21 protein-coding genes and 2 pseudogenes are annotated in these 23,421 nt (G+C 37.2%); 7 read left to right on the top strand and 16 right to left on the bottom strand.

What is annotated here, in order from left to right:
- The first annotated feature begins 128 nt into the window (after positions 1–128).
- Both rsmF and BTO22_RS05990 read left to right on the top strand, forming a co-directional pair.
- Positions 129–1,550, top strand: a complete 1,422-nt coding sequence (gene rsmF / locus BTO22_RS05995; protein ID WP_105054694.1) for a 16S rRNA (cytosine(1407)-C(5))-methyltransferase RsmF — start codon at positions 129–131, stop codon at positions 1,548–1,550.
- Between the two features lie 64 nt (positions 1,551–1,614).
- On the top strand, positions 1,615–2,793 hold the full coding sequence (locus BTO22_RS05990) for a threonine/serine exporter family protein (RefSeq protein ID WP_105054693.1): 1,179 nt from the start codon (positions 1,615–1,617) through the stop codon (positions 2,791–2,793).
- Positions 2,794–3,080: 287 nt separating this feature from the next.
- On the opposite strand, the gene efpL is transcribed toward BTO22_RS05990, so the two are convergent.
- Both efpL and BTO22_RS05980 read right to left on the bottom strand, forming a co-directional pair.
- The gene (gene efpL / locus BTO22_RS05985; RefSeq protein WP_105054692.1) at positions 3,081–3,647 is read right to left on the bottom strand and encodes an elongation factor P-like protein EfpL; all 567 of its coding nucleotides are present in this window, start codon (positions 3,645–3,647) and stop codon (positions 3,081–3,083) included.
- 96 nt (positions 3,648–3,743) lie between these two features.
- Positions 3,744–4,637: a sulfite exporter TauE/SafE family protein gene (locus BTO22_RS05980; RefSeq protein WP_105054691.1), complete on the bottom strand. Its 894-nt coding sequence runs from the start codon at positions 4,635–4,637 to the stop codon at positions 3,744–3,746.
- Positions 4,638–4,924: 287 nt separating this feature from the next.
- Between BTO22_RS05980 and BTO22_RS05975 the strand changes: the two genes are divergently transcribed.
- Positions 4,925–5,686, top strand: coding sequence for a transporter substrate-binding domain-containing protein (locus BTO22_RS05975; protein WP_105054690.1), 762 nt, complete (start codon positions 4,925–4,927; stop codon positions 5,684–5,686).
- Between the two features lie 73 nt (positions 5,687–5,759).
- Here BTO22_RS05975 and BTO22_RS05970 read toward each other — a convergent pair whose 3' ends face one another.
- From BTO22_RS05970 to BTO22_RS05945, 6 genes and pseudogenes are all read right to left on the bottom strand, one after another.
- Positions 5,760–6,443, bottom strand: coding sequence for a TVP38/TMEM64 family protein (locus tag BTO22_RS05970; RefSeq protein ID WP_105054689.1), 684 nt, complete (start codon positions 6,441–6,443; stop codon positions 5,760–5,762).
- Complete coding sequence (locus tag BTO22_RS05965) at positions 6,436–7,023, bottom strand: glutaredoxin (protein WP_181044613.1); 588 nt, start codon at positions 7,021–7,023, stop codon at positions 6,436–6,438. Before BTO22_RS05965 ends, BTO22_RS05970 begins: the two co-directional genes overlap by 8 nt.
- Positions 7,024–7,223: 200 nt before the next feature.
- Entirely contained in the window at positions 7,224–7,604 is a 381-nt protein-coding gene (locus tag BTO22_RS05960; protein WP_105054687.1) for a VOC family protein, read from the bottom strand.
- 20 nt (positions 7,605–7,624) lie between these two features.
- The gene (locus tag BTO22_RS05955) at positions 7,625–8,185 is read right to left on the bottom strand and encodes a TetR/AcrR family transcriptional regulator (RefSeq protein ID WP_105054686.1); all 561 of its coding nucleotides are present in this window, start codon (positions 8,183–8,185) and stop codon (positions 7,625–7,627) included.
- Positions 8,186–8,308: 123 nt separating this feature from the next.
- Positions 8,309–9,117, bottom strand: a pseudogene (locus BTO22_RS05950) (amidohydrolase family protein); the annotation flags it as partial.
- A gap of 149 nt (positions 9,118–9,266) precedes the next feature.
- On the bottom strand, positions 9,267–9,416 hold the full coding sequence (locus BTO22_RS05945) for a hypothetical protein (RefSeq protein WP_181044629.1): 150 nt from the start codon (positions 9,414–9,416) through the stop codon (positions 9,267–9,269).
- A 330-nt stretch (positions 9,417–9,746) separates the two neighbouring features.
- Here BTO22_RS05945 and malE point away from each other — a divergent pair.
- Positions 9,747–10,925, top strand: a pseudogene (gene malE, locus BTO22_RS05940) (maltose/maltodextrin ABC transporter substrate-binding protein MalE).
- A gap of 215 nt (positions 10,926–11,140) precedes the next feature.
- On the opposite strand, the gene manA reads toward malE, so the two are convergent.
- The 3 genes from manA to malX all read right to left on the bottom strand — a co-directional run bounded on the left by manA (position 11,141) and on the right by malX (position 15,075).
- Complete coding sequence (manA, locus tag BTO22_RS05935) at positions 11,141–12,247, bottom strand: mannose-6-phosphate isomerase, class I (protein ID WP_105054684.1); 1,107 nt, start codon at positions 12,245–12,247, stop codon at positions 11,141–11,143.
- A complete protein-coding gene (locus BTO22_RS05930; protein ID WP_105054683.1) occupies positions 12,244–13,416 on the bottom strand; it encodes a MalY/PatB family protein in 1,173 nt (390 codons plus the stop codon). The genes manA and BTO22_RS05930 overlap by 4 nt, the downstream gene beginning before the upstream one ends.
- Before the next feature lie 81 nt (positions 13,417–13,497).
- The gene (malX, locus tag BTO22_RS05925) at positions 13,498–15,075 is read right to left on the bottom strand and encodes a maltose/glucose-specific PTS transporter subunit IIBC (RefSeq protein WP_060990942.1); all 1,578 of its coding nucleotides are present in this window, start codon (positions 15,073–15,075) and stop codon (positions 13,498–13,500) included.
- Positions 15,076–15,323: 248 nt separating this feature from the next.
- On the opposite strand from malX, the gene BTO22_RS05920 reads away from it, so the two are divergent.
- Positions 15,324–16,346, top strand: coding sequence for a Mal regulon transcriptional regulator MalI (locus tag BTO22_RS05920; protein ID WP_060990941.1), 1,023 nt, complete (start codon positions 15,324–15,326; stop codon positions 16,344–16,346).
- An 86-nt stretch (positions 16,347–16,432) separates the two neighbouring features.
- Here the strand turns inward: BTO22_RS05920 and BTO22_RS05915 are convergent, their stop codons facing one another.
- Complete coding sequence (locus BTO22_RS05915; protein WP_105054682.1) at positions 16,433–17,305, bottom strand: DMT family transporter; 873 nt, start codon at positions 17,303–17,305, stop codon at positions 16,433–16,435.
- Between the two features lie 138 nt (positions 17,306–17,443).
- Positions 17,444–17,875, bottom strand: a complete 432-nt coding sequence (locus tag BTO22_RS05910) for a LysM peptidoglycan-binding domain-containing protein (RefSeq protein ID WP_060990939.1) — start codon at positions 17,873–17,875, stop codon at positions 17,444–17,446.
- Between the two features lie 315 nt (positions 17,876–18,190).
- Between BTO22_RS05910 and BTO22_RS05905 the strand changes: the two genes are divergently transcribed.
- Complete coding sequence (locus BTO22_RS05905; RefSeq protein WP_105054681.1) at positions 18,191–18,469, top strand: damage-inducible protein J; 279 nt, start codon at positions 18,191–18,193, stop codon at positions 18,467–18,469.
- Positions 18,470–18,748, top strand: a complete 279-nt coding sequence (locus tag BTO22_RS05900; RefSeq protein ID WP_105054680.1) for a type II toxin-antitoxin system RelE/ParE family toxin — start codon at positions 18,470–18,472, stop codon at positions 18,746–18,748. It abuts the gene before it with no gap.
- Positions 18,749–18,831: 83 nt separating this feature from the next.
- On the opposite strand, the gene BTO22_RS05895 is transcribed toward BTO22_RS05900, so the two are convergent.
- The 3 genes from BTO22_RS05895 to BTO22_RS05885 form a co-directional block, all read right to left on the bottom strand.
- Complete coding sequence (locus BTO22_RS05895; RefSeq protein ID WP_105054679.1) at positions 18,832–20,133, bottom strand: McrC family protein; 1,302 nt, start codon at positions 20,131–20,133, stop codon at positions 18,832–18,834.
- Entirely contained in the window at positions 20,130–22,547 is a 2,418-nt protein-coding gene (locus BTO22_RS05890) for an AAA family ATPase (protein ID WP_105054678.1), read from the bottom strand. The genes BTO22_RS05895 and BTO22_RS05890 overlap by 4 nt, the downstream gene beginning before the upstream one ends.
- Before the next feature lie 176 nt (positions 22,548–22,723).
- The gene (locus tag BTO22_RS05885) at positions 22,724–23,419 is read right to left on the bottom strand and encodes a hypothetical protein (protein WP_105054677.1); all 696 of its coding nucleotides are present in this window, start codon (positions 23,417–23,419) and stop codon (positions 22,724–22,726) included.
- Positions 23,420–23,421 lie beyond the last annotated feature (2 nt).

Raw genomic sequence — 23,421 nt, 5'->3', positions numbered from 1 at the left:
AAACTTCACATTGGCTGCCTTTTTTTATTTAAGCTCTTAAATTCTCCTATAACTGTAGATTCCATTTAGACAATAGTGTTAATTGCGTTTACACTCCCTGCCATAACATCATCCTATGAGATTCATCCGTGCACGATAATATTTATCTACCTGAAGCCTTCTTAGCACAAGTACAAGAAACCATGCCTTCCCACCTTTCAATGGAAGAGTTTGTTGCTGCTTGTAAACGTCCTTTACGCCGTAGCATTCGTGTAAACACATTAAAAAATAGTGTAGAAGAATTTAAACAGCGCGCCGATGAAAAACAATGGAAACTAGAACCGGTTCCTTGGTGTGATACTGGTTTTTGGATAACAAGACCAGAAACAGATACCGTTAAACTAGGCAGTACCGCTGAGCACATGTCAGGGCTTTTCTATATCCAAGAAGCAAGCTCTATGATGCCAGTGACCGCATTATTGAAAGATAATGATGAGATTGAAATGGCATTAGACATGGCTTCTGCGCCGGGGTCTAAAACAACACAACTTGCCGCAGGAATGAAAAACCAAGGTGCTCTAGTTGCTAATGAGTTTTCATCAAGCCGTGTAAAAGTATTGTGTTCTAATGTACAACGCTGTGGTGTGAGTAACGTCGCCCTTACCCATTTCGATGGCCGTGTTTTTGGTGGTTGGTTACCAGAAACTTTTGATTCTATTTTATTAGATGCGCCTTGCTCTGGTGAAGGCACAATACGTAAAGATCCAGATGCCATGCACAACTGGAGCCCAGAATCTGTTATTGAAATTGGCGATACTCAACGTGATTTAATTGAAAGTGCTTTTCATGCCCTCAAGCCTGGTGGTGTGATGGTCTATTCAACTTGTACATTGAACCACCAAGAAAACCAGAATATTTGCCATCACTTAGTAGAACAGTTTGGTGACACGGTCACGTTTGAACCCTTAGGCGACCTCTTTGAAAATGCAGAAAAAGCATTAACACAGGAAGGCTTCTTACATATCTACCCACAGATCTTCGATAGTGAAGGTTTCTTTGTTGCCAAAATACGTAAAAATTCAGCGACAACACCTCCTGAAGTAAAAAAACGTTTGGGTAAATTTCCTTTTGTTGCAGCATCAAATAAAGAAAAAAAAGACATTGAAGCGGAATTAAAAACGAGTTTAAATCTATCGATCCCAGAGGCAAATGAACTATGGATCCGAGATAAAGAAGTCTGGGTTTTCCCTAAACGAATGAAACCATTAATTGGTGAAATGCGTTACCACCGTATTGGATTTAAATTGGCAGAAACTCATAAAAAAGGCTATCGCTGGCAACATGAAGCAATTATGGCATTAGCAGAAGCTAATAACTCAACAGCAACAGAGTTAACCATTGAAGAAGCTCGTGAATGGTATATGGGCCGTGACGTCCGTCCTGAAGCGGTAGGAAAAGGCGAAACGATAATAACTTATTGTGGTGCTGTTATTGGACTAGGTAAATGGGTTGGAAATCGAGTTAAAAATGGGCTTCCTCGTGAATTGGTTCGTGACGGAAACTTATTTTAATAATATAAAGTGCTCTCTCGATATAGAGACCCTTATTTAGTAATTAAATAGTAGGAATACGGACATGCCTTCACAATATCGAATCAACCGGATTGTTGACATTGGGGACACTCTGCACCGTTGCGGGTGTGCCCCTTATAAAGTAGAACGTTACACCACTTTTTATGCCGATAAATACGGCGTAAATTGCATGATACAAGCCACTCCAACCTCTATAAATTATCAGTTTCCAGACGATAATAATGCAGTCATTATGAAGCGGCACAAACCAGCAAGTATTGATCTCGGTTTACTCGCTAATACTATTATCCAACTTCAGCAACCTCTTACACCTGTGCCTTTAGCTCCTGCAGAAGGGGTCTCTTACCCTACTTGGATAGTACTTTTAGCCAACACTTGTATCCCACCCGCTTTTTTAATGCTTGTAGGCTCCACATATGAAGCTCTTTGGGTTAGCTTTATTCTTGGTTTTCTAGTCTGGTGCTGCCAAGTTATTTGCACTAAGCGTCGCAGTATTGCTGTCGAATTTTTTAGTGCTTTGATAATAGCCTTTACCGTCACTTTTATTGCTAGTCTTGGTCTCCCCATCCCAATTTTAGGGTTATGCATTGCAGCCGTAGTGCTTTTTGTCCCCGGGCTGTCAATTTCTAATGCGTTAGAATGTTTAGCTTTTAATGATTTAGTTTCAGGAACCAGCTTACTTGGTCAATGCTTCCTTACCTTAATAAAGCTGCTTATTGGTATCATCATTGGGCTTCATTTTGGAGAAGCAATTTTCGGCGTATCCGACTCCATTACCTATCAAAATGAATTCCCTCTTTGGTTACAAATAATTGGTTTACCTATTATTTCGTTTTCGATTGGAGTTATGTTTAAAGCAAGACCAAAAGATACATTATACAGTTTACCCGTTGCCGCATTAGGCATGTGGGGACCTTTCTATCTTGGATTCGATGGTGGATGGGTTGTTGGGACTTGGGTTACAACGGTATTAATCACTCTTTATGGAACTTGGATTGCAAGACGTTTGAACTTAACTGGCATTATCTTTATTGTTCAAGGGATCATCATTCTTGTACCAGGAAGCCGTATCTTAGTGAGCGCAAGTCAAAGCGTCTTTGAGCAGTCTATCTTACCAATACCGAGTATCGGATTATCTGCCCTATTTATGTTCTCAGCTATTGTTGCCGGACAAATTACAGCTTATTCAATTTATTCTCCAAAAATTGAACGTGATTTATAACCAAGTATATTAATACCAGTATTTATCCAAAAAAAGATAATAAAAAAGGCCAACTATCAGATAGTTGGCCTTTTCAATTCTTTAAAATAATGTCATTTTTATTTAAATAATTCCAATGTAACTAATTAAGTGATCTATTTACTACGCAGGAAAATCACTTAAGAGTAAGGAAAAACTCTTATAAGTAGTTATTCTACAATAATAATTTTTAACGCAACTATTGAGTTATTTAACCAGTAATAATGATCAGATAATTAATGGAATTGGTATAACATTATCTAAAATGATTAAGCACGGCTCATGAACTTATGCTCAGTCGTATTGATCTTAACTTTCTCACCGTTAGCAATGTACTCAGGAACTTGTACCGTTAAACCAGTTGTCATTGTCGCTGGTTTAGTACGAGCACTTGCAGAAGCACCTTTAATTGAAGGCGCTGTATCAACGATAACTAGATCAACTGCTGAAGGTAATTCAATCGCAACTGGCGCACCATCAACGATTAAAATTTGAAGACCTTGCGTCTCTTCAGAGATGAAAAGTAACTCTTCTTCGATAGCTTCTTTGTTAAAGTTGTATGGCGTGTAATCTTCTGCATCCATGAATACATACTCATCACCATCAACATAAGAGAAAGTCGCACTACGACGGCTAAAATCAGCTAGGCTGATGATATCGTCCGCTTTAAAGCTCTCATCTGCTTTTGAACCAGTTGCTACGTCATACATACGCATACGGAATAACGTTGCGCCAGCACGACCACTTGGTGTTAGCTTACTGATTTCTTTAACGAAAAATACTTTACCGTTGTGTTCAATTGCTGAACCTTTCTTAATGTCACTTGCCTTTGGCATGATAAAAAATCCATAAATAATTGGTAGGTGAAAAATACCATGAACTTTTTATATCTCCAATAAATATGTGCTTGAAACTCGCCATTTATCGACTATTTATTGAGCATTTGATTCAATCATTGCTTCTTTTCGACCTTGTTGCCAAGATCGCAACATAGTTACCGCAGTATAAAGAACAACAAAAGACACTAACCAAGCCAACATTTCTACATCTAACGATTTCACGATAAATGCAGCAATAAATACACCAATAGAACCAGTCACCGCTACAACTAGCGCAGCTCTTGAGTTCAAAGCCTCTTTTTGAATAAAGTTACCTGATGAGAAGAAGCATAAAAAAGCACATGAACACATCATGATAGGAAATGCCGCTAATGGATTCATTCCTAATAAGTAAATCATTGTCATGCATGGTGCATATAAGCCAATCCCAACCGTCATCAACGCACCAAAAATAAAGTTACCTATAATACCGATCATTAACTTCTCACCAGATAAACCAAGTGCGTCTCCACCAAGTGGGAACAAATGAAATTGTCCAGCAAACATTAACAGTGCCACCACAAATAAAGCACCAGTCATAATCAATCGAATCAGTTGACGATCAAAATTAGAAACCAATCGAGCCCCTATCGTTGCACCAGCACACGCGGCAACAATTAAACTAAGTAATGTTGTTAAATCAACATTAACTGCCGTCAAAAATATTAGAGCTTGAAATACCGTCGCCATGGTTGCTTGAGCATTCATTGTTCCAGGTAGGTCTTTATCATCAAGAAGCTTAAATTGCTTATAGCCCGCTGTTTTTATGGCAAAACTTCCTACACCTAATGTGTCACAGAAATTAGCAAACCCACCAATAAGACCAATTGCGATCACATTTGTGTTCTTCTCTATTCCCTTTTTTCTCATCCATAATTTAATAAGCATATAGAGAAAAATTGCGCCACCAATAATTAGGCTAATCTGTAAGAGTAGAAGAACGGACATGATACATCACACTGTAATAATAAAGGCGCAAATCATAGTCCAGTTTTATTTGAAAAACCAGCAAGAGCCCTTATGGGGAAAGGGCTACTAGAAATAACAACTAACAATTAATCCATACCCTTAACACTTAAAGATAAAAGCATCAGTAATAATGATGTATTTAGCAGAACAATCAACGAAAATAGGCTTTTCGATGTTTTTTTATCGTTATTTATCGAATGGTTTGATGTGTTAGTTTAAAAAAAAGTGATAGGTTTGTTGATTAAACTTATAAATAAAAATATCTTATGAAAACAAAACTATTATGCCTTTCGCTTTTACTTGCAGCTTCCTGTTCAGCCCAAGCCGATCGCCTAGATGATATTCAAGAATCTGGCGTTCTTCGTGTTGGTACCACTGGTGATTACAAGCCCTTCTCTTCTTTTGATGGCAAAAACTACGCAGGCTACGATATTGATGTTGCGAAACACGTAGCAAATCAACTTGGAGTAAAACTAGAACTGGTTAAAACATCATGGAAAAACCTAATTCCTGATTTAAACGCAGACAAATATGACATAGCAATGGGCGGGATCACCCGAAAAATGCAACGTCAATTAAACGCAGAGCAAACACAAGGTTATATGACTTTCGGTAAATGCTTTCTTGTCGCTAAAGGTACAGCTGAGCAATTTAATACGCTAGATAAAGTTAATTTAGAAAAAATTCGTGTCGGTATTAATATCGGTGGAACAAATGAAATTTTTGCTAATGATAATTTAAAGAAAGCTAGTTTTACACGTTATGAAAACAACTTAGATGTTCCCCAAGCCGTCGCAACAGGAAAAGTTGATGTCATGGTTACTGAAACGCCAGAAGCTCTCTATTACCAAGCAACAGATCAGCGCTTAGAAGCCGCTCGATGTGATAATCCATTTACAAAAAGTCAGTTTGGGTATCTTGTACCTAAAGGTGAACAAGAACTGCTAAATACAATGAATTTCATTATGGATGAGATGAAATTGAAAGGAATTGATGAAGAGTTAATGAAAAAAAATTCTCTTCGATAGCTTCTTTACTTTAAAAGTACAAACATAAAAAGAACGTAAAGATAACTATCAATACGTTCTTTTTTATTTATGGTTATTCCGCTTGAGCTCGTCGTTTTTGAATCAAATTAATCACAAATTTAATCGCAATTGGGAATACGCCAAGCAAGGCTAATGAACCTAATATTTGAGGAGAAATCAATCCAGATAACGACGTAATCTCTGATAATTGTGTACCAGCATTAAGGTATACCATCGTTCCTGGCAACATACCTAATTGACTAAAGAGATAGAAACGCCCTGCACTAATCTTCGTTAATCCCATGAGCAAGTTAATAACAAAAAATGGGAAAATAGGAATTAATCGTAATGTGAGTAAGTAAAAGGCACCATCTTTCTCAACACCTTGGTTTATAGGTACAAGTTTATCTTTAAATTTGCTATCTACCCACTCTCTTAACAAATAACGGCTGCTTAAAAAAGCAATAGTCGCACCGATACTGCTCGCAAAAGAAACCAGTAGCAAACTCCACCAAAAACCAAACAAAGCCGCGCCAAGTAACGTAACAACAGCAGCTCCAGGAATAGACAATGCAGTAACAACAACATAAGAAAAAAAGTAAGCCGCACTATAAAAGAAAAGATTTTCCTGTATGTCACTTTGAAGCGATTGATGAAACCCTTTAATTTGTTCTAGCGTTAATAAATGACCAAAATTTAAATAAACAACGGCAAATGAAACAAGAAGTACAATGAGCAATATTAGTTTCTTATTCATGATCTCCTCCTGCTTTCACATCAGTATTCATGATTTTTGTCAGCTCATCAAAGCCACCAACATATTTACCATCTAACCAAATCTGAGGAACCGTTACGGGTGTTTTCTCACCAATAATCGCTTTAACTTCAGGGATCATTCGATATAGAGCCGCACTGTCTTTCACAACATCATGATAAACATACTCTACTCCTGCCTCATCTAAAGCAGCTTTAGCTTTAATGCAAAACGGACAAGTAGCCTTACCAAAAACAACATTTCCTTTAATGTCATCTTGCTTAGCGACTTGTGCAATAACTGCCTGAACTAAAACGCCACGATTTAATGCTTCGCCTTCACTGATCACTTTATCTTCAACAATAATAATTGGTGCATGCCATGTTTTAAGTTTTAATGGTTCCCACCAATGGGATAGCCAATCTTTCACTTCTAATTCAATTGGGATCCCAGCAAGCTCAGTATTAAATGTATCTTGTAGGATATCTTTCGTTAACGTGCATTCACCGCAAGGAATATTAACTTTAAAAGGTCCCCAACTGCCTGCCCAACGATATAACGTGATTTTAATTGGCTTCATGATTTTATCCCTTACCGATATAAATTAAACTGAACTGTTTAGTTTAATTTAGCCTATATCAAGTTTATGTCAACAATTAAAAAACAAAAGACATAATTAATTAACTTAATAATAGCCGTTATTTTTGCATAATGAATAAGATATAGGTGATAAACGATAAGATAACCATCTATGGGTGATGATTTGTCTACTTAGATATAAAACTAAAGATAATTAGAGAGCTCTATCAGATTGCCATCAGGATCTCTGAGATAGATAGAGATTATATGCCCTAAAGCCCCTGTTCGTAAGACCGGCCCATCAATAATCGTGATTCCTTGTTCTTCTAGGTGTTTTATTACTTCTGAAATATCCGTTTTCATAATAAAACAAAGATCAGCACTTCCGTTTTTTACATTTAGAGCTTTTGGTTCAAACTCATTGCCTTGTTCATGTAGATTAATTTTTTGATCACCAAATAACAAAGCCACTCGCCCCTCACCAAAGGTTACTTTTGTCATTCCAAGTGCGCGAGTGTAAAAAGCGATAGTGTCATCAATACTTTTTACCGTAAGCACTAGATGGTCTAAATGACTAATTTCCATAACTAACCTCTGCCTACATACTATTCAGATTTAAAAATAATATCTAAAAACAATTGATGAGCTAATTCAATAAGTGATATATCTTTCGTTAATTGCAATGTTGCTAACAAACCGTTATAAACCAATCCTGCCTTTTTGGCTTTCAGTTCAGCATAATCAATTCCATGTCGATTTAATAGCGCAATGAGTAACTCTTGAGTTCGTTGCTTATATTGTGAACTAACCTGAGTAATAGCAAGATCTTCATTACTGTATTCACTAAACGCCAATTGAAAATAACAGCCATTAAATGAATCAATATCAATACAAGTAGCAAGTCCTTCAAAACGTAGAGCTACTTTTTCTTCTAGAGTCAGATCTGTATTCTCAAAAAGAACCTTTACACTCGATAGAGATTGCTCACTAAAGAGCTCTAACGCATTAACAATCAAATTTTCTTTAGATTGAAAATATTTATAGATAGTCGCTTTTGACAACCCAGTAGCCGCAGTAATCTTATCCATGCTCGTGCCATGAAAACCATACAGAGCACATAATTCTATCGTTTTTTGTAATGCATTCAGTCTCTTTTCTTCTTTCATGACATCTCTCTCCTTTATTGGTTCCATAATAGCAAAATAAACCGTTTAGTTCAAAAACCAGTTGACTTAGTGTAGATTATCGATAAATTAAACTAAACAGTTTAGTTTGATTTATTCAAGGAGCACCAATGTGGAATATGGGTCATAGTTTGGCATAATATTGGCAGATTGAGTCTTCTACAATAATGATATCTGCCTTTTTTCCTACTTCTAAAGAGCCGATTTTCTCTTCCATATGCAGTGCTTTTGCTCCATCTATGGTGGCCATTTCAATCACTTGTTCCGGTATCATGATCGTTCTATCTGAATGTTTTAAGCGTTGCAGTTTGCCGCATAACTTAGAGTTCGCCATAAATCGACTTGATTTGAGCTCATTGGGCCGTCTGTACCTAAACCAATTCGCATATCGGCTCAATACATATCCCACGCAGGAGCAACACCTGTAGCCCCTTTTGCATTCGCCATTGGATTATATGAAATCCCAGCATCGGCCTCTTTAAGCAAAACCTGATCGTGTTCTGATAAATGAATGCCATGTGCAATCACAACACGTTCATCAAGTACGCCAATCTCATCTAAATATTCAACCGGTGATGCTGCTTTTGTTGGATCTTTAATACGCGTTTCTTCATTTGGAAATTCAGCGACATGTATTAATACTGGAACATCATAATCTGCGGATAACTTGTTAATTTCTTGAAGTTTCTCTTTACTCACCGTATAAACTGCTGGGGAGCATAAGCTGGAGTAATTAGCAGATCATTTTTAATGACAACAACACCATAATCAATGACTTTCATTGCAGAGTTCACTGTCAATATTTGTCCATTATTGATGATCACATCGGCGTTATATTTTTGCTTCTCTGTCGCGACGCCACAACCAGAAAGCAAAACAGCACTAATACTAAATACCAAACTTTTAAGCTTCATTCCTAAACTTTAACTAAATATTCCCTAAATAATGAGTCAAAGTAAGCGTAAAGGGAAAAATAAACTTACTGTCTTTTTATAAGAAAAAAGAACGTAAAGCGTTTATAGCAATACGTTCTTTTCTATTTTTATTTAACGCTTATTAAGCGTTATAGTTCGTACATTTTATCAAATTCGCGTTGCGCTAAAATCTCTTCAATTTTAGAGCGAGCATCAACTTTAATGTTCCCATCAGAGTTTGTTTGCTTTGCTTTCTTCCTTGATTTAACTTCACGTACTGGTTTAATTTTATCAGTCATATACATCTCCATTTGATAACGAGAGTATAACACTGTTTTAAACTCTAAATATCATAGCACCGTCAAAACATTCTAAATTAATAAATAAAAAAACAAGCTTTAATTACTTAATAGCATGCTCTTCTTCACATTAATTAACCTTACTTTAAAAGAGCATTTCAGCCAATACTTGATAGCTATCACTAATAATCGATTAACCATAGTTTTTATCTATCTTATTTTGATTTCATGCTATTTCTCTCATTCTAATTTATCTCGTAATATAAGTTATATGTGCTCACCCAAGTACTTAACCCTTGTAACTGAACGTTTTTAAATAACGGAATAATTATGAAACGAACAATGAAAATTTTACCCGCTTGTGTCTTTGCTGATTTACTTTCATCTCCAGTTATCGCCATGGAAGAAGGTGAAATCACCATCTGGATAAACGGTGATAAAAGTTATGAAGGGTTAGCATTAATTGGTGAAAAGTTCGAAGAAGACACTGGCATTAAAATTCGAGTACAACACCCTGATGCTTTAGAAACTAAATTTCAGCAGACAGCATCAACGGGAGAAGGACCTGATATTATTTTTTGGGCTCACGACCGCTTTGGGGGCTATGCTGAATGAGGGTTGCTTTATGAAATTAATCCAAGCGAAGAATTTAAGGATAAGTTGGTTGATTTTAGTTGGGACGCGGTAACGTTTAATGGAAAACTGATCGGCTATCCTGTCGCGATAGAAGCCCCTTCCCTTATTTATAATAAAGATTTACTTCCTACCCCACCTCAAACATGGGAAGAATTAGAAAGCATACACAAAGACATGGCAAAACAAGGTAAAACAGGATTGATGTGGGATGTGAAAAATGCCTACTTCACGTGGCCAATGATCTCTTCTGGTGGAGCGTATGCATTCAAAAGAACCACCACAGGCTATAATGCGAAAGATACTGGTGTAAATAACAAAACAGCGGTTCAGGGCCTTCAATTTTTAGTTGATATGGTGAATAAAGGTATCGTTAATCCAAATATGGATTATTCAGTTTCAGAAGCCGCATTTGCTAAAGGTAATGCTGCAATGACTATCAATGGACCTTGGGCGTGGGGTAACTTAGACAAGCTTGGGGTTAATTACGGAGTCGCTGTTTTGCCAACACTCAATGGTGGAAAAGGAAACCCCTTTGTCGGTGTATTAAGTGCTGGTATTAATGCTTCAAGCCCAAATATTGATCTCGCCGTCGAATTTCTTGAAAACTACTTATATCAAGATGACGCTTTAAAAATCATGAATGACGATAAGCCATTAGGGGCTGTGACATTAAAGTCGTTCCAAAGAATATTAGAAAGTGATGAGCGTATTAAATCAACCATGATTAATGCAGAAAATGGAGAAATCATGCCTAATATTCCACAAATGACGTCTTACTGGTTTTCAGAAGGAGCGGCTATTGACAATGCAATGCAAGGAAAACAAACCGTCAAAGAAGCATTAGATATGGCAGCACAACAAATCACAAGATAGTACATCAATAAAAGGGCTCGTACTCTACAATACGAGCTTTTTATTATTCATTCACTTTAGCTTAAAACTGCCAATTTATTTTTAAACATATCCAACCTAATACTATTGCACACCCTTGTGCTTAATCTGAATAATACATTGAGATAAATAAATGGTGTATTAAGTATTTAAGACTATTGATAAAAAAGAGCCGGTAAGATTACCGGCTCTTGAGGTTATTTAGATTCAAAAGCCCGAACTAATAATCCATCACCAGACACCTTATAAGTACCTGATTCAATGAATAATGATTGCCCTGCTAACAACACAGTGTCATTAAATTGAACACGCCCTTTAGCAACCAATAAAATTGAACGAGACGTCACCGTTAAAGATTGCTCATGCTCAGTAACTTGGCATAATGCCAATCCGAAATCGGTCTCTGTTGGCTGCAATATTTGTTCTGATTCAACAAGCATTGGTGCTAACTTTTCAGGGATAAACGAAGTAAATTGAGTACAAGCCATTAACTCAGCGGTATCAATATATTTTGGAGTAAGCCCTGCTCGTAATACATTATCTGAACAGCCCATCAACTCAATACACGTACCCTTTGTATACGCATGAATAGTACCCGCGGGTAAATACATCGCCTCACCTGGTTCTAGAGTTAAACAGTTCATATAAAGTGGCGCTAATACCCCAATATCACTTGGATAATAATGTGCAAGCTCTACCAATTGCTGCCACATTGGGTCATTGTGACCAATCCCAATGGATAATGCCTGTGCAATGATCTGCTGCTTATCTTCTTGTGCTAATTGCAACAATGATAATAATAATGTCTGATGATTAAATGCTTCACTTTGTAAGATAGCGTTTAATGCTTCTGACTGAATTAAACCAAGATTATCCGTAATATCGTCTAACTTCTTAAATCCCACCATAATTTTAAAAGGTGACAGCGCCATGACCATTTCAGGTTTCGCGTAAGCGTCTTTATAATTTCGGTATGGTGCATCTAAAGGAATGTGCTGTGCATTTTCACGCTCAAAACCTTCTTTCGCTTGAGTATTATTCGGATGAACCTGAAGAGATAAAGGCTGAGAGGCACTCAATACTTTAAACAAAAAATTCAGAGGTTTTTGCTCTAAAAACTTATCTAATGTTTGCCAAGAATTGTCATCAAGTTGAACTTTAGAAGGCAACGATGGATGCCCACCAAACCATAATTCAGCCAGTGGTTTATCATCTTGGATTGGAAGTCCAAACAGCCCATAAAGTAGATGAGATCCCCATTGGTAATGACGCTGCCCTGCTTTAACGGTATATACACTATTCATAAAGATAACTCTTTAATTGCAAAAATAAGAGCCGTTAATCCTTGCTCTACTTTTATGCGCGGACAACCTAGGTTAAGCCTTACAAAACCTTTCCCTGCAATCCCATAAGTACTGCCTTGCATGATGGCAACTTTATGGCTCTTAATTAAGCACTGATTTAAAGCATCCATATCTAACGATAAAGAAGAAAGATCAATCCATGCAAGGTACGTTGAATCAGGAATTTGATAACCAATACTTGGTAACTCTTTCGCCAACATCTCTTGAACATAACGATGATTTTCATATAAGTACGATTTCAGTTCATCAAGCCAAGGACCACCTTCTTGATAAGCGGCCATTAAACCAATAACACCAAGAATAGAAGGAGAAGAAAGGCCATCCACTTGTTTAAGGTTAAATAAGTAATTCTCTCTTGCGATGTCATCAGTAATAAATGCATAAGAGCCGTTAAGTGCCGGAATATTGAATGACTTTGATGCTGAGCTGACTAAAGCCCAACGAGTCCCCATACCAAACCCTTGCCAAGGCGTATGAGGTTTAAAACAGATATCCATGTGGATCTCATCGCTAATAACAGCAACATGATACTTTTCACAAAGAACTGCCATGCGTTTCAACTCTTCACAACTCCAGACTTTACCTGTCGGATTATGAGGGCTACAAAGCAATAAAATCGTGTTATTAGGATCAGATAATTGAGCTTCAAATACATTCCAATCAATTTGATAACCATCTGAAGAAGGGGATAATTGATTTGGAATAATCGTTCGTTCTAACCCTAAAATCATTTTATCAAAGGCATCATAAGCAGGAGTATGAATAATAATACCTTCACCTGCACTGCTCCATTGACGGATCAACTGCGAAATAATGTAAATAACAGATGGCCCATAAACAAGATGGTTACCATCAAGCTCAGCATTAAAACGGTGCTTAAACCAATCCGTAATCGCCCCTTTAAAATCGCTGTGATCCCAACGGCTATAACCAAATACAGGATGTTCCATTCGTGATTTTAGTGCATTCATAACCACAGGTGGCGCAGCAAAATCCATATCTGATATTGTAAACGGTAAAAGATCGGCCTCACCGAAGCGATCAGCAACGTAATCCCATTGAGTGCAGTAACTGCCTTTACGATTGATTTGCTCAGAGAAAGTAAACATAGCGACTCCAAAAGCTCATTTCTATAAGATTAAAATACGAAGGATGTGAAAAAGGTGGAGAGAACCTCCACCTATTAGCGATTAAGCTGTTGCTGACATTAAGGATTGCATTTCATTTTTTACAATATGAACTTGCGCGCCAATAACAACCTGTAAGCTATGTTCATCAAGCTTAACGACACCAAGAGCGCCATACAGTTTTAACTGAGCATCATCAACCAAACTCATGTCTTCAACCGTCATACGTAAACGTGTAATACAGTTATCTAATGACGTGATATTCTCTGCACCACCAAGTGCTGCAAGGATAAGTTTTCCTTTACCACCAGCTGTTGCAATAATTGCCGCTTCTTCTTTAGACATCGCAACGTCTTCCGCTTCACGGCCTGGAGTTTTAAGGTTGAACTTAAGAATCGCAAACTTAAACACAAAGTAATAAACCGCGAACCAAACACCTGCAACCACAGGAACTAGATACCATTTAGTAGACAGACCTTGAAGCACACCAAAGACTAAGAAATCAATAATATTGCCATCGGTGTTACCAATAGTAACGTCTAGCATTCCCATAATCATGAAACCAAGACCAGTTAAAATTGCGTGGATAAAATACAAAACTGGAGCAACGAATAGGAATAAGAATTCAAGCGGTTCAGTGATACCACCAACAATACAAGCAACCACTCCTGAAACTAATAACGCTTTAATCTTGCTGCGGTTTTCAACTTTAGCACAGTGGTACATAGCCAAAGCTGCACCAGGAAGGCCACCCAAGAATGCAGGCATTTTGCCTTGAGATAAGAAAGCAGTAACTGATGGAGTAAAGCCTTGAGTTTCAGAACAAGAAAGCTCTGAGTAGAAAATGTTTAATGCGCCAGATACCGTATCACCACACACTTCCATCGTGCCGCCCGCTTCAGTAAAACGAATAAGCGCAACTAAAATATGATGAAGACCAATAGGTAAAAGTAGACGTTCGCTCATGCCAAATAAGAAAGGACCAAAATCACCTGCACCAGCAATAACGTGACCAATGCCGTTAATACCTGCCGCAAAGTAAGGCCAAATAAAAGGAACCAATAAACCAACAACACCTAACGTAATCGTTGAAATAATAGGAACAAAGCGAGCACCACCAAAGAAAGCTAATGCATCAGGCATCTTAAACGTATAGAAGCGAACATGCAGCTTAGCAACGATAATACCAACGATAACCGCACCTAAAATACCAGTATCAATCGATTCGGTTCCTAAGATAGATTTTACACCGTAAGCTTCACGTAACACTTCATTATCAAGTACACCATTCACCGTTAGGTAAAAGTTAACCGCTAAATTTAGTGCAGCGTAACCAACCAAACCAGAAAATGCAGCTACCCCTTTCTCTTCACGAGCAAGACCCATAGGGATGGCAATTGCAAACATGACAGGAAGATAAATAAAGGCAACTAAACCAATCTTTGTCATCCATATAAATAAATATTGGAAAACAACATTATCAAAAAATGGCATTGCCTCTTTTAATGCAGCACTTGAGAAAGAGCTACCAATACCAAGTAATATCCCTGAGAACGCAAGTAAAGCAACAGGAACCATGAAGGTTTTTCCTAAGCTTTGTAAGAACTCCCATAAAGTCGTTTTATTCGCTTTTTGCTGCATAAAATATCCTTAATTGATCACTTAAAATAAATACCGTTGAGTAATTTAAACGTCTTTATTGATTTAAATTTCCTCTTAATCTTGGTCAATACAATACACCTGACAAATCTTGGTAAAACGTTTTACCAACAATCTTGTGCGAGTGATCACGATCTTTTTCCATTAGATTCATAATTACGCTAGAATGGCGGTAATAAATGTGTTTTATTAGGTAAAACGTTTTATCTAATCGTGGTAAAAGAAGTGCTATGACAAACAAAAAAGCAAATATTAAGGATGTTGCAAAACGCGCTGGCGTCTCAGTAACAACCGTATCAATGGCACTGAGCGATAAAGGACGGATCTCACCTGAAACCATTCAAAAAGTAAATCAAGCAGTACAAGAGCTTGGTTACATTAAAAACCGTACGGCCTCTAATTTACGCTCAAAACAGTCATTATTAATTGGATTGATCCTAAGAGACATTAGTGATCCCTATTATGCTGAAATTGCGGCAGGGTTAAGTGAAGTATTAGAAGAAAAAGGTTATATGCTTTTTCTTACTCAATCAGGCACAAATCAAGATAAGTTTGATCAATGCATTGAAACCATGGTCGCTCAAGACGTTGGTGGGATTGTATTTTGCCCTATCCGTGACATTGGCGTTCCTAATGTCCAAAAAATACAAGATTTAAATTTACCGATAGTGTGTGTAGCTCGAGCAAAAGTAGGACAACAAATTGACTTTGTTGGGCCAGACAATATGCAAGCAGCTAAAATTGCTACAGAGTATTTGATTAAACAAGGACACCGTCAAATTGCTTACGTTGGCGGCCAAAGTGATTCATTAAGCAGAGCAGAACGTTTAGGGGGTTATTGCAGTACACTAATGCAGTTTGGTTTACCCTTTAAGCCTGAATGGGTAGTAGAGTGTGATAAGAGTCAAACTGCTGCTGCAGAAGCTGTAAATCAACTAATTAATAAAAACCCAAAAATAACAGCAATACTTTGCCATTATTCATCAACCGCGTTTGGCGCGGTATACGGTGTTAATCGATCTAACCGCAGTGTGGGTAAAGATAATTATATTGGGCAACAAATCGCTATCATTGGGTTTGATGATGTGCCTGAAGCTGAATTAATTCAACCATCACTCACCTTTGTCTCTTCCCCTATCCGTGACATTGGCCGCCAAGCTGGACATAGATTAATTCATCAAATCAACAATAAAGACAGCGCACCTCAAAGTCTGATTTTAAACCCAGAATTAATTGCCCGTGATTCAGCTTAATTACCTGTTTTAATAAATAAAAACCACAGATAGAAGAAAAAATATTTGGGTTAGTAATATATAATTACAAGCCCAAACATCTGATACTACGACCACAGCTTATGTCTCACTTGGCTAAAGCGATAGAAAACCAAAGACAGAAGCAATAAACCACAGCCAACAAGTTTATTTAACGGCATCGATTCATCATATATCCAAACACTCAGCAGCATGGTCCAAATAGGTTCAAGTAACATTAAGATGGCTGCATTAGTCGGAGTTACCCACTTTTGTCCTATCGTTTGTAATAAATAACGTAAACTGGTTGCCAACAACACACTTAATAACACCCACTTCCACGTAATTAAACTCACCTCTTGTGGCCATTCTTCTAAAAACAGTGATAACACCACACCTAAACAACCAACCGTGAATAATTGCAATGTCGTTAATAAAATGGGCGGCAAGCTTGCTGAGTATTTACTGTTAAAATTAAAATGCGTCGCAAGCCCTACAGCTGCAAAAATAAACCATAGTTGACTTGCCGATACATTCCAACCGTCGTTCCATGCCAATAAAAACAAACCAGAAACCGCAATGGGTAAAGATAACCAAAATGCTCTTGGTGGCCTATTGCCAAATAACGGCCAAGCAAGTAAAGGAACAAACAGCATAGAGAGGCTCATAATAAACGCCCCTTCACCTAAAGTGTCACTGATTGATATTGCATGGATCCAACAGAACAAAGCGGCAGAAAGCAATACACCAACCCCCATTGAACGAACACAATCTTGCCATAAGGCTTTTTTCAATGCGCCAAAGCAAAATGGCAATAAACACAATGAAGCCAGAATAAAGCGAATACCAATAAAACCAAACGGAGGTAACTCTTGAATTGCTTGTTTAGAAAATACCCACCCAGCACCAGCCAAAAGAGTGGTTATAATTAAAATAAGCTCTGCACGGAATTTAGTTAGCATAAAAGGGCTTAATAGTAATGATGAGGAAAATAAAAAAAGAGCATATTGTGATTACAACCAACATGCTCTTTTATGCTAAATAGTTTATAGATATTAAGATGCCGAACTTCGTAAAGTTATAACCTCTTTAAAACATGACTATTTAGTATTAATTACATCGCCAATAAGCAGACGTTTAGGGTTATCGATTTGAGGATTCAATTGAAGTAAATCTTCTAATGCAATACCTTGCTCTCTTGCAATGCTGTATAACGTATCATCTTGCTTGATTGTGTAATACATAACCGCTTCATCAACTTGCTTTTGCGCTTGAGCTTTAAGCTCATTTTGCTCAGCATCTAATTTGCGAACCGTTTGGTAAATTTCACTGTCAGTGTCTTTTTGTGATTGTAATTCAGTTTCTAGTGTATTCACTTTAGACTCTAACGTACCTACTTTTGATTCTAGGGCGCTTATTTGTTCTGTCTGATTTTTTTGCTGAGCAATAAGTTCATCATTTGATGCACAGCCAGTAAGAACTAATGTAGACATTAGCGACGCGACTAGAATAATATTTTTTGTCTGTTTCATACTTTTCTCACAACTTCATCTGTTTGCCAAATAACTTCGACCATTGTCATAAAAATAAGATGTATGCACAAGTAATAAATAGCTTTATCAGCGGATTTTGCTTGTTTGGTGCCAGTTATTTATAAATAAAAGTTTAGTTTAGAAAAACATCCATTAACGATTTAAACCGTTTAAAGAAGGAGATGACGTTACTTTTACCTGCACCGCTTCTACCTCGTCATTATCTAATACTATGTCACTCTTAAGCAGATTGTTAGTTGCGACTACTTAATAATGTGCTAACATTTGTGTGTACGCATTCTTAAGGATTAAATTATGGATACTAGAATTCAATTCCGAGTTAATGATGAAGTTAAACTATTAGCACAACAATTTGCTGAGAGCCAAGGGCGTACTCTAAGTGATGCTTGCCGAGAACTGACAGAGGAAATGGCAGAGCAACAGCGCAAAGCCTTATCACACGATCAATGGTTAACTGAGCAAGTAAATTTAGCTTTCAATAAATTCGACTCAGGAAAAGCTAACTTTATTAATCATAATGAAGCAAAAGAAACAATGGCTGAGCGTAAAGCTCGAATTCGAGGCCAAAGATAAATGATTTTTTGGGAAGAAGACTCTTTAAATGATCGTGAGAAAATATTTGAATTTCTTTATGACTTTAATCCAGATGTCGCAGAAAGAACAGATAACACCATTGAGCAGAAGGTTGAGACTTTGTTAGAGCAACCTTTAATGGGTGTGCAACGTGAGAATGTTAGAGGGCGATTACTCATTATTCCTGAAATATCAATGATTGTTTCATACATGATTGATGGAGAAAGTATTAAAATAATGCGCGTCCTCCACCAAAAGCAAAAGTTTCCGATTGATTAACCTTATTCGATTGGGCTAATCAATATAAAGTACCTACCTAGCCTAGTTAGCACAATCAATCCGATGTAATGATTGCCCTTACTTTAAAAAGAAACGTCACACTTATCAGAATCTAAATCATACGTCACAGCTTTAACCGTCAACTTATCACTAAATTTAAATGGTTCTAACAAATCATTAAACTGAGAATGCTTAGGGTAAATTAAATACAACACACCCTCTCCTTCTAAGTATTTATGGCCATAAGCAAACATTTGATACATATCGGCTTGGCTTATTCCATATTTCTCTTTAGCAGTTCCTTGATTCTCGTATATTCGCTTCCACTTAGTATCAGCAACACAAACCGCTTTATTGGTTTGCTTTTCACTAATCACAATATCAGGTTTTAATTTAAACCATCCCTGCTCTTTCTCTGCATTAGGTGGAGTATGAGAAACTAAAGATTGGCTACTTGCTTGTGTTTTTAACTTCAAATGTGGCGGCAGATCTTTTTGTAGTTTTATCGCCACATATCGCTCAAACAGAGTTTCCATTGGGAACAGAAAAGAAATACCTTTATGTACACCAGATAAAGCAATTGGCGATTGATAACTCAAAATTAACTCACACCATGGTTTTACATTTAGATAATGCACTAACGAACGATCAACAGACCACTTTCTGAAATCTAAAGAATAGTTCGATGATAATGGAATTTCATCAAAAACAAATAATAACTCTTTACCTAAACGATGGTTCTCATTGCTCTTCGTCCATTTCAACACTTGCTTCAATGATGAATGTATTAATCTATTTTCTGATCGGTCAGAAGAAAATTGATCATAAGATACGTTAAAACGATTTTGGCACCCCGGACGCTCACGAAGCTGCTTTGATGTTTGAAGTTGCCCTTTCAAATACGGTGTTTTTGCTTCTACACGTTTATACTCACTACGAATACCACGTTTAACAACATCAGCGACCTCTTTTAAAAAATACCCTATCAGAACCTCAAACAATGGCAGTTTTACTGTCTTTAAAGAAGATTGTTCAAATTGCTGCATAGACAGTTTATTTACCGTTGAAAGCATTTTTAATAATACTTTCTTCGCAGCCTCTGAATCATTTTGATCTGATATCTTAGGTAGAATCTCAATACGCGTACCACATGGCATTTCTAGCACTCCAACATAGTTAACAACTTGAAGTGCTATCTCTTTACCGTACTTTTTGACTCTAACTAATTCAACTGATTTGTCATTAGCACTTTGTCCGTTCACTAATAACCATTCAAATGCTTTTTTCGTTATTGAATGGCAATCAATGTCTGATTTGTCGCCGCCATTGAGCAACAAACCAAACTCACGCACCTTAATAATAAGATTGCTCTTTTTACTTATCATCGAGTATAAACACCGATATACGCTTGAGGGTTTTTAAATGCTTTTTGATTACGGCAATAAGGCTGTATTCCTTGAACTTCCCAATCATCGCCCATTAACTCAGCGATCTCACTATTACCAAATTGTTCAATAACAAAACGTAACTCATGGTTATCTTTTAAATGATCACCAAGTACTTGCCCTACACGCTCCCAATCTTCAAAGAAGTACTCTTCTAATAACGGTAAGATCTGTAGCTCAAAGATCTCTGCTAATAATTGTAGACTTGGATTATCAAATAACGGTAAAAAGAAACTATGACCAATCGTATGCTCTCGGTCATACAATAATTCAATACGTTGATTCATGGTTCTAACAAGCTTAGCAACGTTAATGCCTTCGATATCTGGAATTCCTTTAAGTAACTCGTAATTTGTCATCATTTCAACAAATTCAAAGCGGCGACGAAGTGCGATATCGAGCTGTGCCAGTGATTTATCTGCGGTATTCATCGTACCTATGATGTGCAAGTTTGATGGTACAGAAAACGTCTCTTTTGAATACGGTAACTTCACAGACAAAGACTCCGCGCCACCACTACGCTTACTTGGTTCAATCAATGTAATTAACTCACCAAAGATATTCGAGATATTACCTCGGTTAATTTCATCGATGATAAGTACACGATCATTGTTTATTTCTGTTTTTTCTTCTATCGAAGGGACTGAAAAGATACCCTGTAACTTATCTAAATCAATAGTTGCGCCATAAAGGCGATATAATGTCATTTGAGATAAATTCTTTTTGAATAACTCATCTACAGGTAATGACGGCTCATACACTCGATGCCAAGTTACTTTTCTTACTTGAGAATATCCATTATCACTCACTAAAGTTTCATCAAAGATATAATCACTCGTAATTTCAGCAATCGCCCTAAACTTACGGTTACCATCAGAAATGACAACTAAATCACCAATACTCATTTCGTTCTTAAAGTTATTTACCGATGTGACTCTGTAATCACTGCTTTCTTTTTCAATAATAACTTCATTAGTACGATAGGCTTCAATTACCTCTTTTCGATTAGCTGTATTAGAGAAATCAATGTCATAACCATAGCCTAAAAGAACATAATTATTTTCAATACATTGTTGATAAATGAAAGCATCTTCTCCAGATGTATCTCCTAATGACATCTTCCAGATTTTTCTATTGGATATATCTAACGCTTGTTGTTCAGTATTAACTGTTGCTTTTACACTTGCAGAATTACACATACTTTTGAAGATACCATCTTCGACATCATAGCTAATCTGCTTATCTTCTGTCGTTGATGCTTTAAGACCTTCAACAAAATCTTCGTAACTAAAGCTCTGGTGGAAAGTCACAAATCCAATTCGATTATTATTCAAGAGTTCGTCAAAGCGATCTTTTAGCTTTTCACGGTTGTCTTTATTTTCAAGATAAAAATCAGGAGCTACAATCTGCAATGCTTTATTGATTGTGGTGTATGTTTTCCCCGTACCTGGAGGACCATATAAGATTGTATTAAGCGTTTGGTTTACGTCATTAGTCTTCACGTCATACTCCTGTTCTGGTTCTTTTATGTCACCAGTTAAAGCAGCTTTAGGCTGTTTCCATTTTGAGCGTAATGGCTCGACATAGTAGTCAAGCTCTTGAGTACCGTACTCAGCTTCAAATGATTGCCTTAGCGCCAACAGTTTAGCGTCAGCTTCCTTAGTATCCATTCGGTTATATTGAGCACTCGTGATATCTGATAAAGTCGTTAAAATAGACTTTCTATCCGTGCTACCGAAGATGCGCTCATGGGCATCTGGAAACAACAGGTACAAAAACATATGACGAAACTGCCTAGAACCATTTTCGGGAATAGACTCCAACCATCGAGGCAACCGTTCAACATCACTCAAAAGCTCTTTTCTCTCCAGTTCAGAGAGCTTTAGCAAAGCTTCAACCAAGCGGATAACATAAACAAGCTCGCGCCAACGGCCTGTATTGTAAGCAGTTCCAGCACTGCCAATGCCCGTTAGAGCCTCATCAGATAGGTATTTCTGTCTAGGTTCAAGATCAATTTCAAACCCACTCCACGAAAAAACACGTTCAATGCTTTTTCTCTTAGATTCAGCCCCTGTGTTACTTGGACAAAGAAACATTAACCACAGCATTTCAGACGCAAGTACTTTCGCTTTTGGAGAAGAGTTTGCCAGTTGAGTTTCTAACTTTTCAAAAAAGTCACCATCGCCTTCATCTAAGTTTTCAACAAAATAATCAATGAGCTCTTGGCACGTTGGTGAATCCCAAACTGTGAGTTCCGTGAAAAGAGAACGACCTTGAATTAAACAACGCTCTTTGAATTCCGACATGTTGTTAAGTAAATGAGTAGAATTCTTGTCACCACAATATATAGCCATTTAAATGCGTCTCCTAGCATACGATTGATTAATCGTTTCGATAAACGAAGAAATATCACTATCTGGCTTATTCGCTATAACCTGAAAACAAAGCGCTTTAAAATCGATTTGTATCTACCAACTAACTTAAGTCTATTTAATCTCATCTTTATTCTTATTTGTAATTATGAAAATATCTATTCGATTGGCCTACCCAACATACGTCCTAGTACTTCTTTCATCGACTCTTGAAAATCAGTCATCGACTTCATATCTGCGATTTGAGCAAGATCGATTTCGCCATCATCGACAAGCTCATTGAGTTTTACTCGGGTTGCGGGTTCACCTAAATGCATTTCCAACTCACCTTTTAGAGAATGTGGTGAATCGTCATTGCCCGAACGCCCTTCAAATGCCGTGCAGTTTTGATAGCCGTTTTTTAACGCACATAATAACCATGCTTCTGATTTAGGCTGAGCAACAAAAGGAACACCATTATCAAAACCTTGAGCTTCAAAGCCAGTAATCATAGATTGACGTTTTGATTGATAGTCGGGCCATTTATTACTATCAGAGTCATGAAATAACACAGCTAGACTAGGTTGTCTTTCAGGGTTCGATGCAACATGAGCTAATGCTCTTGCCGCACGATAAAATTCTCTAGTTTCTTTGCCTTGCTTTTTACCGCTTCTCGAAAGAGGTTTAATAATAGTTTTATCTTTAGAAATACGAGTAATTTCAGTTTCATGCACCACTTCAAGCATTTCTGCTTCTAGCAATGAAAAACCAGAATGTGGCTCAATATACTTATCTATCAGTTTACTGAGCGGCCCAATCGCTTCATTGCTCTTACCGATATCGGTTTCACCTTCACCACTGACAACTAAATACATGC

It is taken from the genome of Aliivibrio sifiae (assembly GCF_002954705.1).
Lineage (GTDB): Bacteria > Pseudomonadota > Gammaproteobacteria > Enterobacterales > Vibrionaceae > Aliivibrio > Aliivibrio sifiae_A.
Note: the sequence above shows the minus strand (reverse complement) of the source record. Positions and strands in the feature narration are given on the sequence as shown.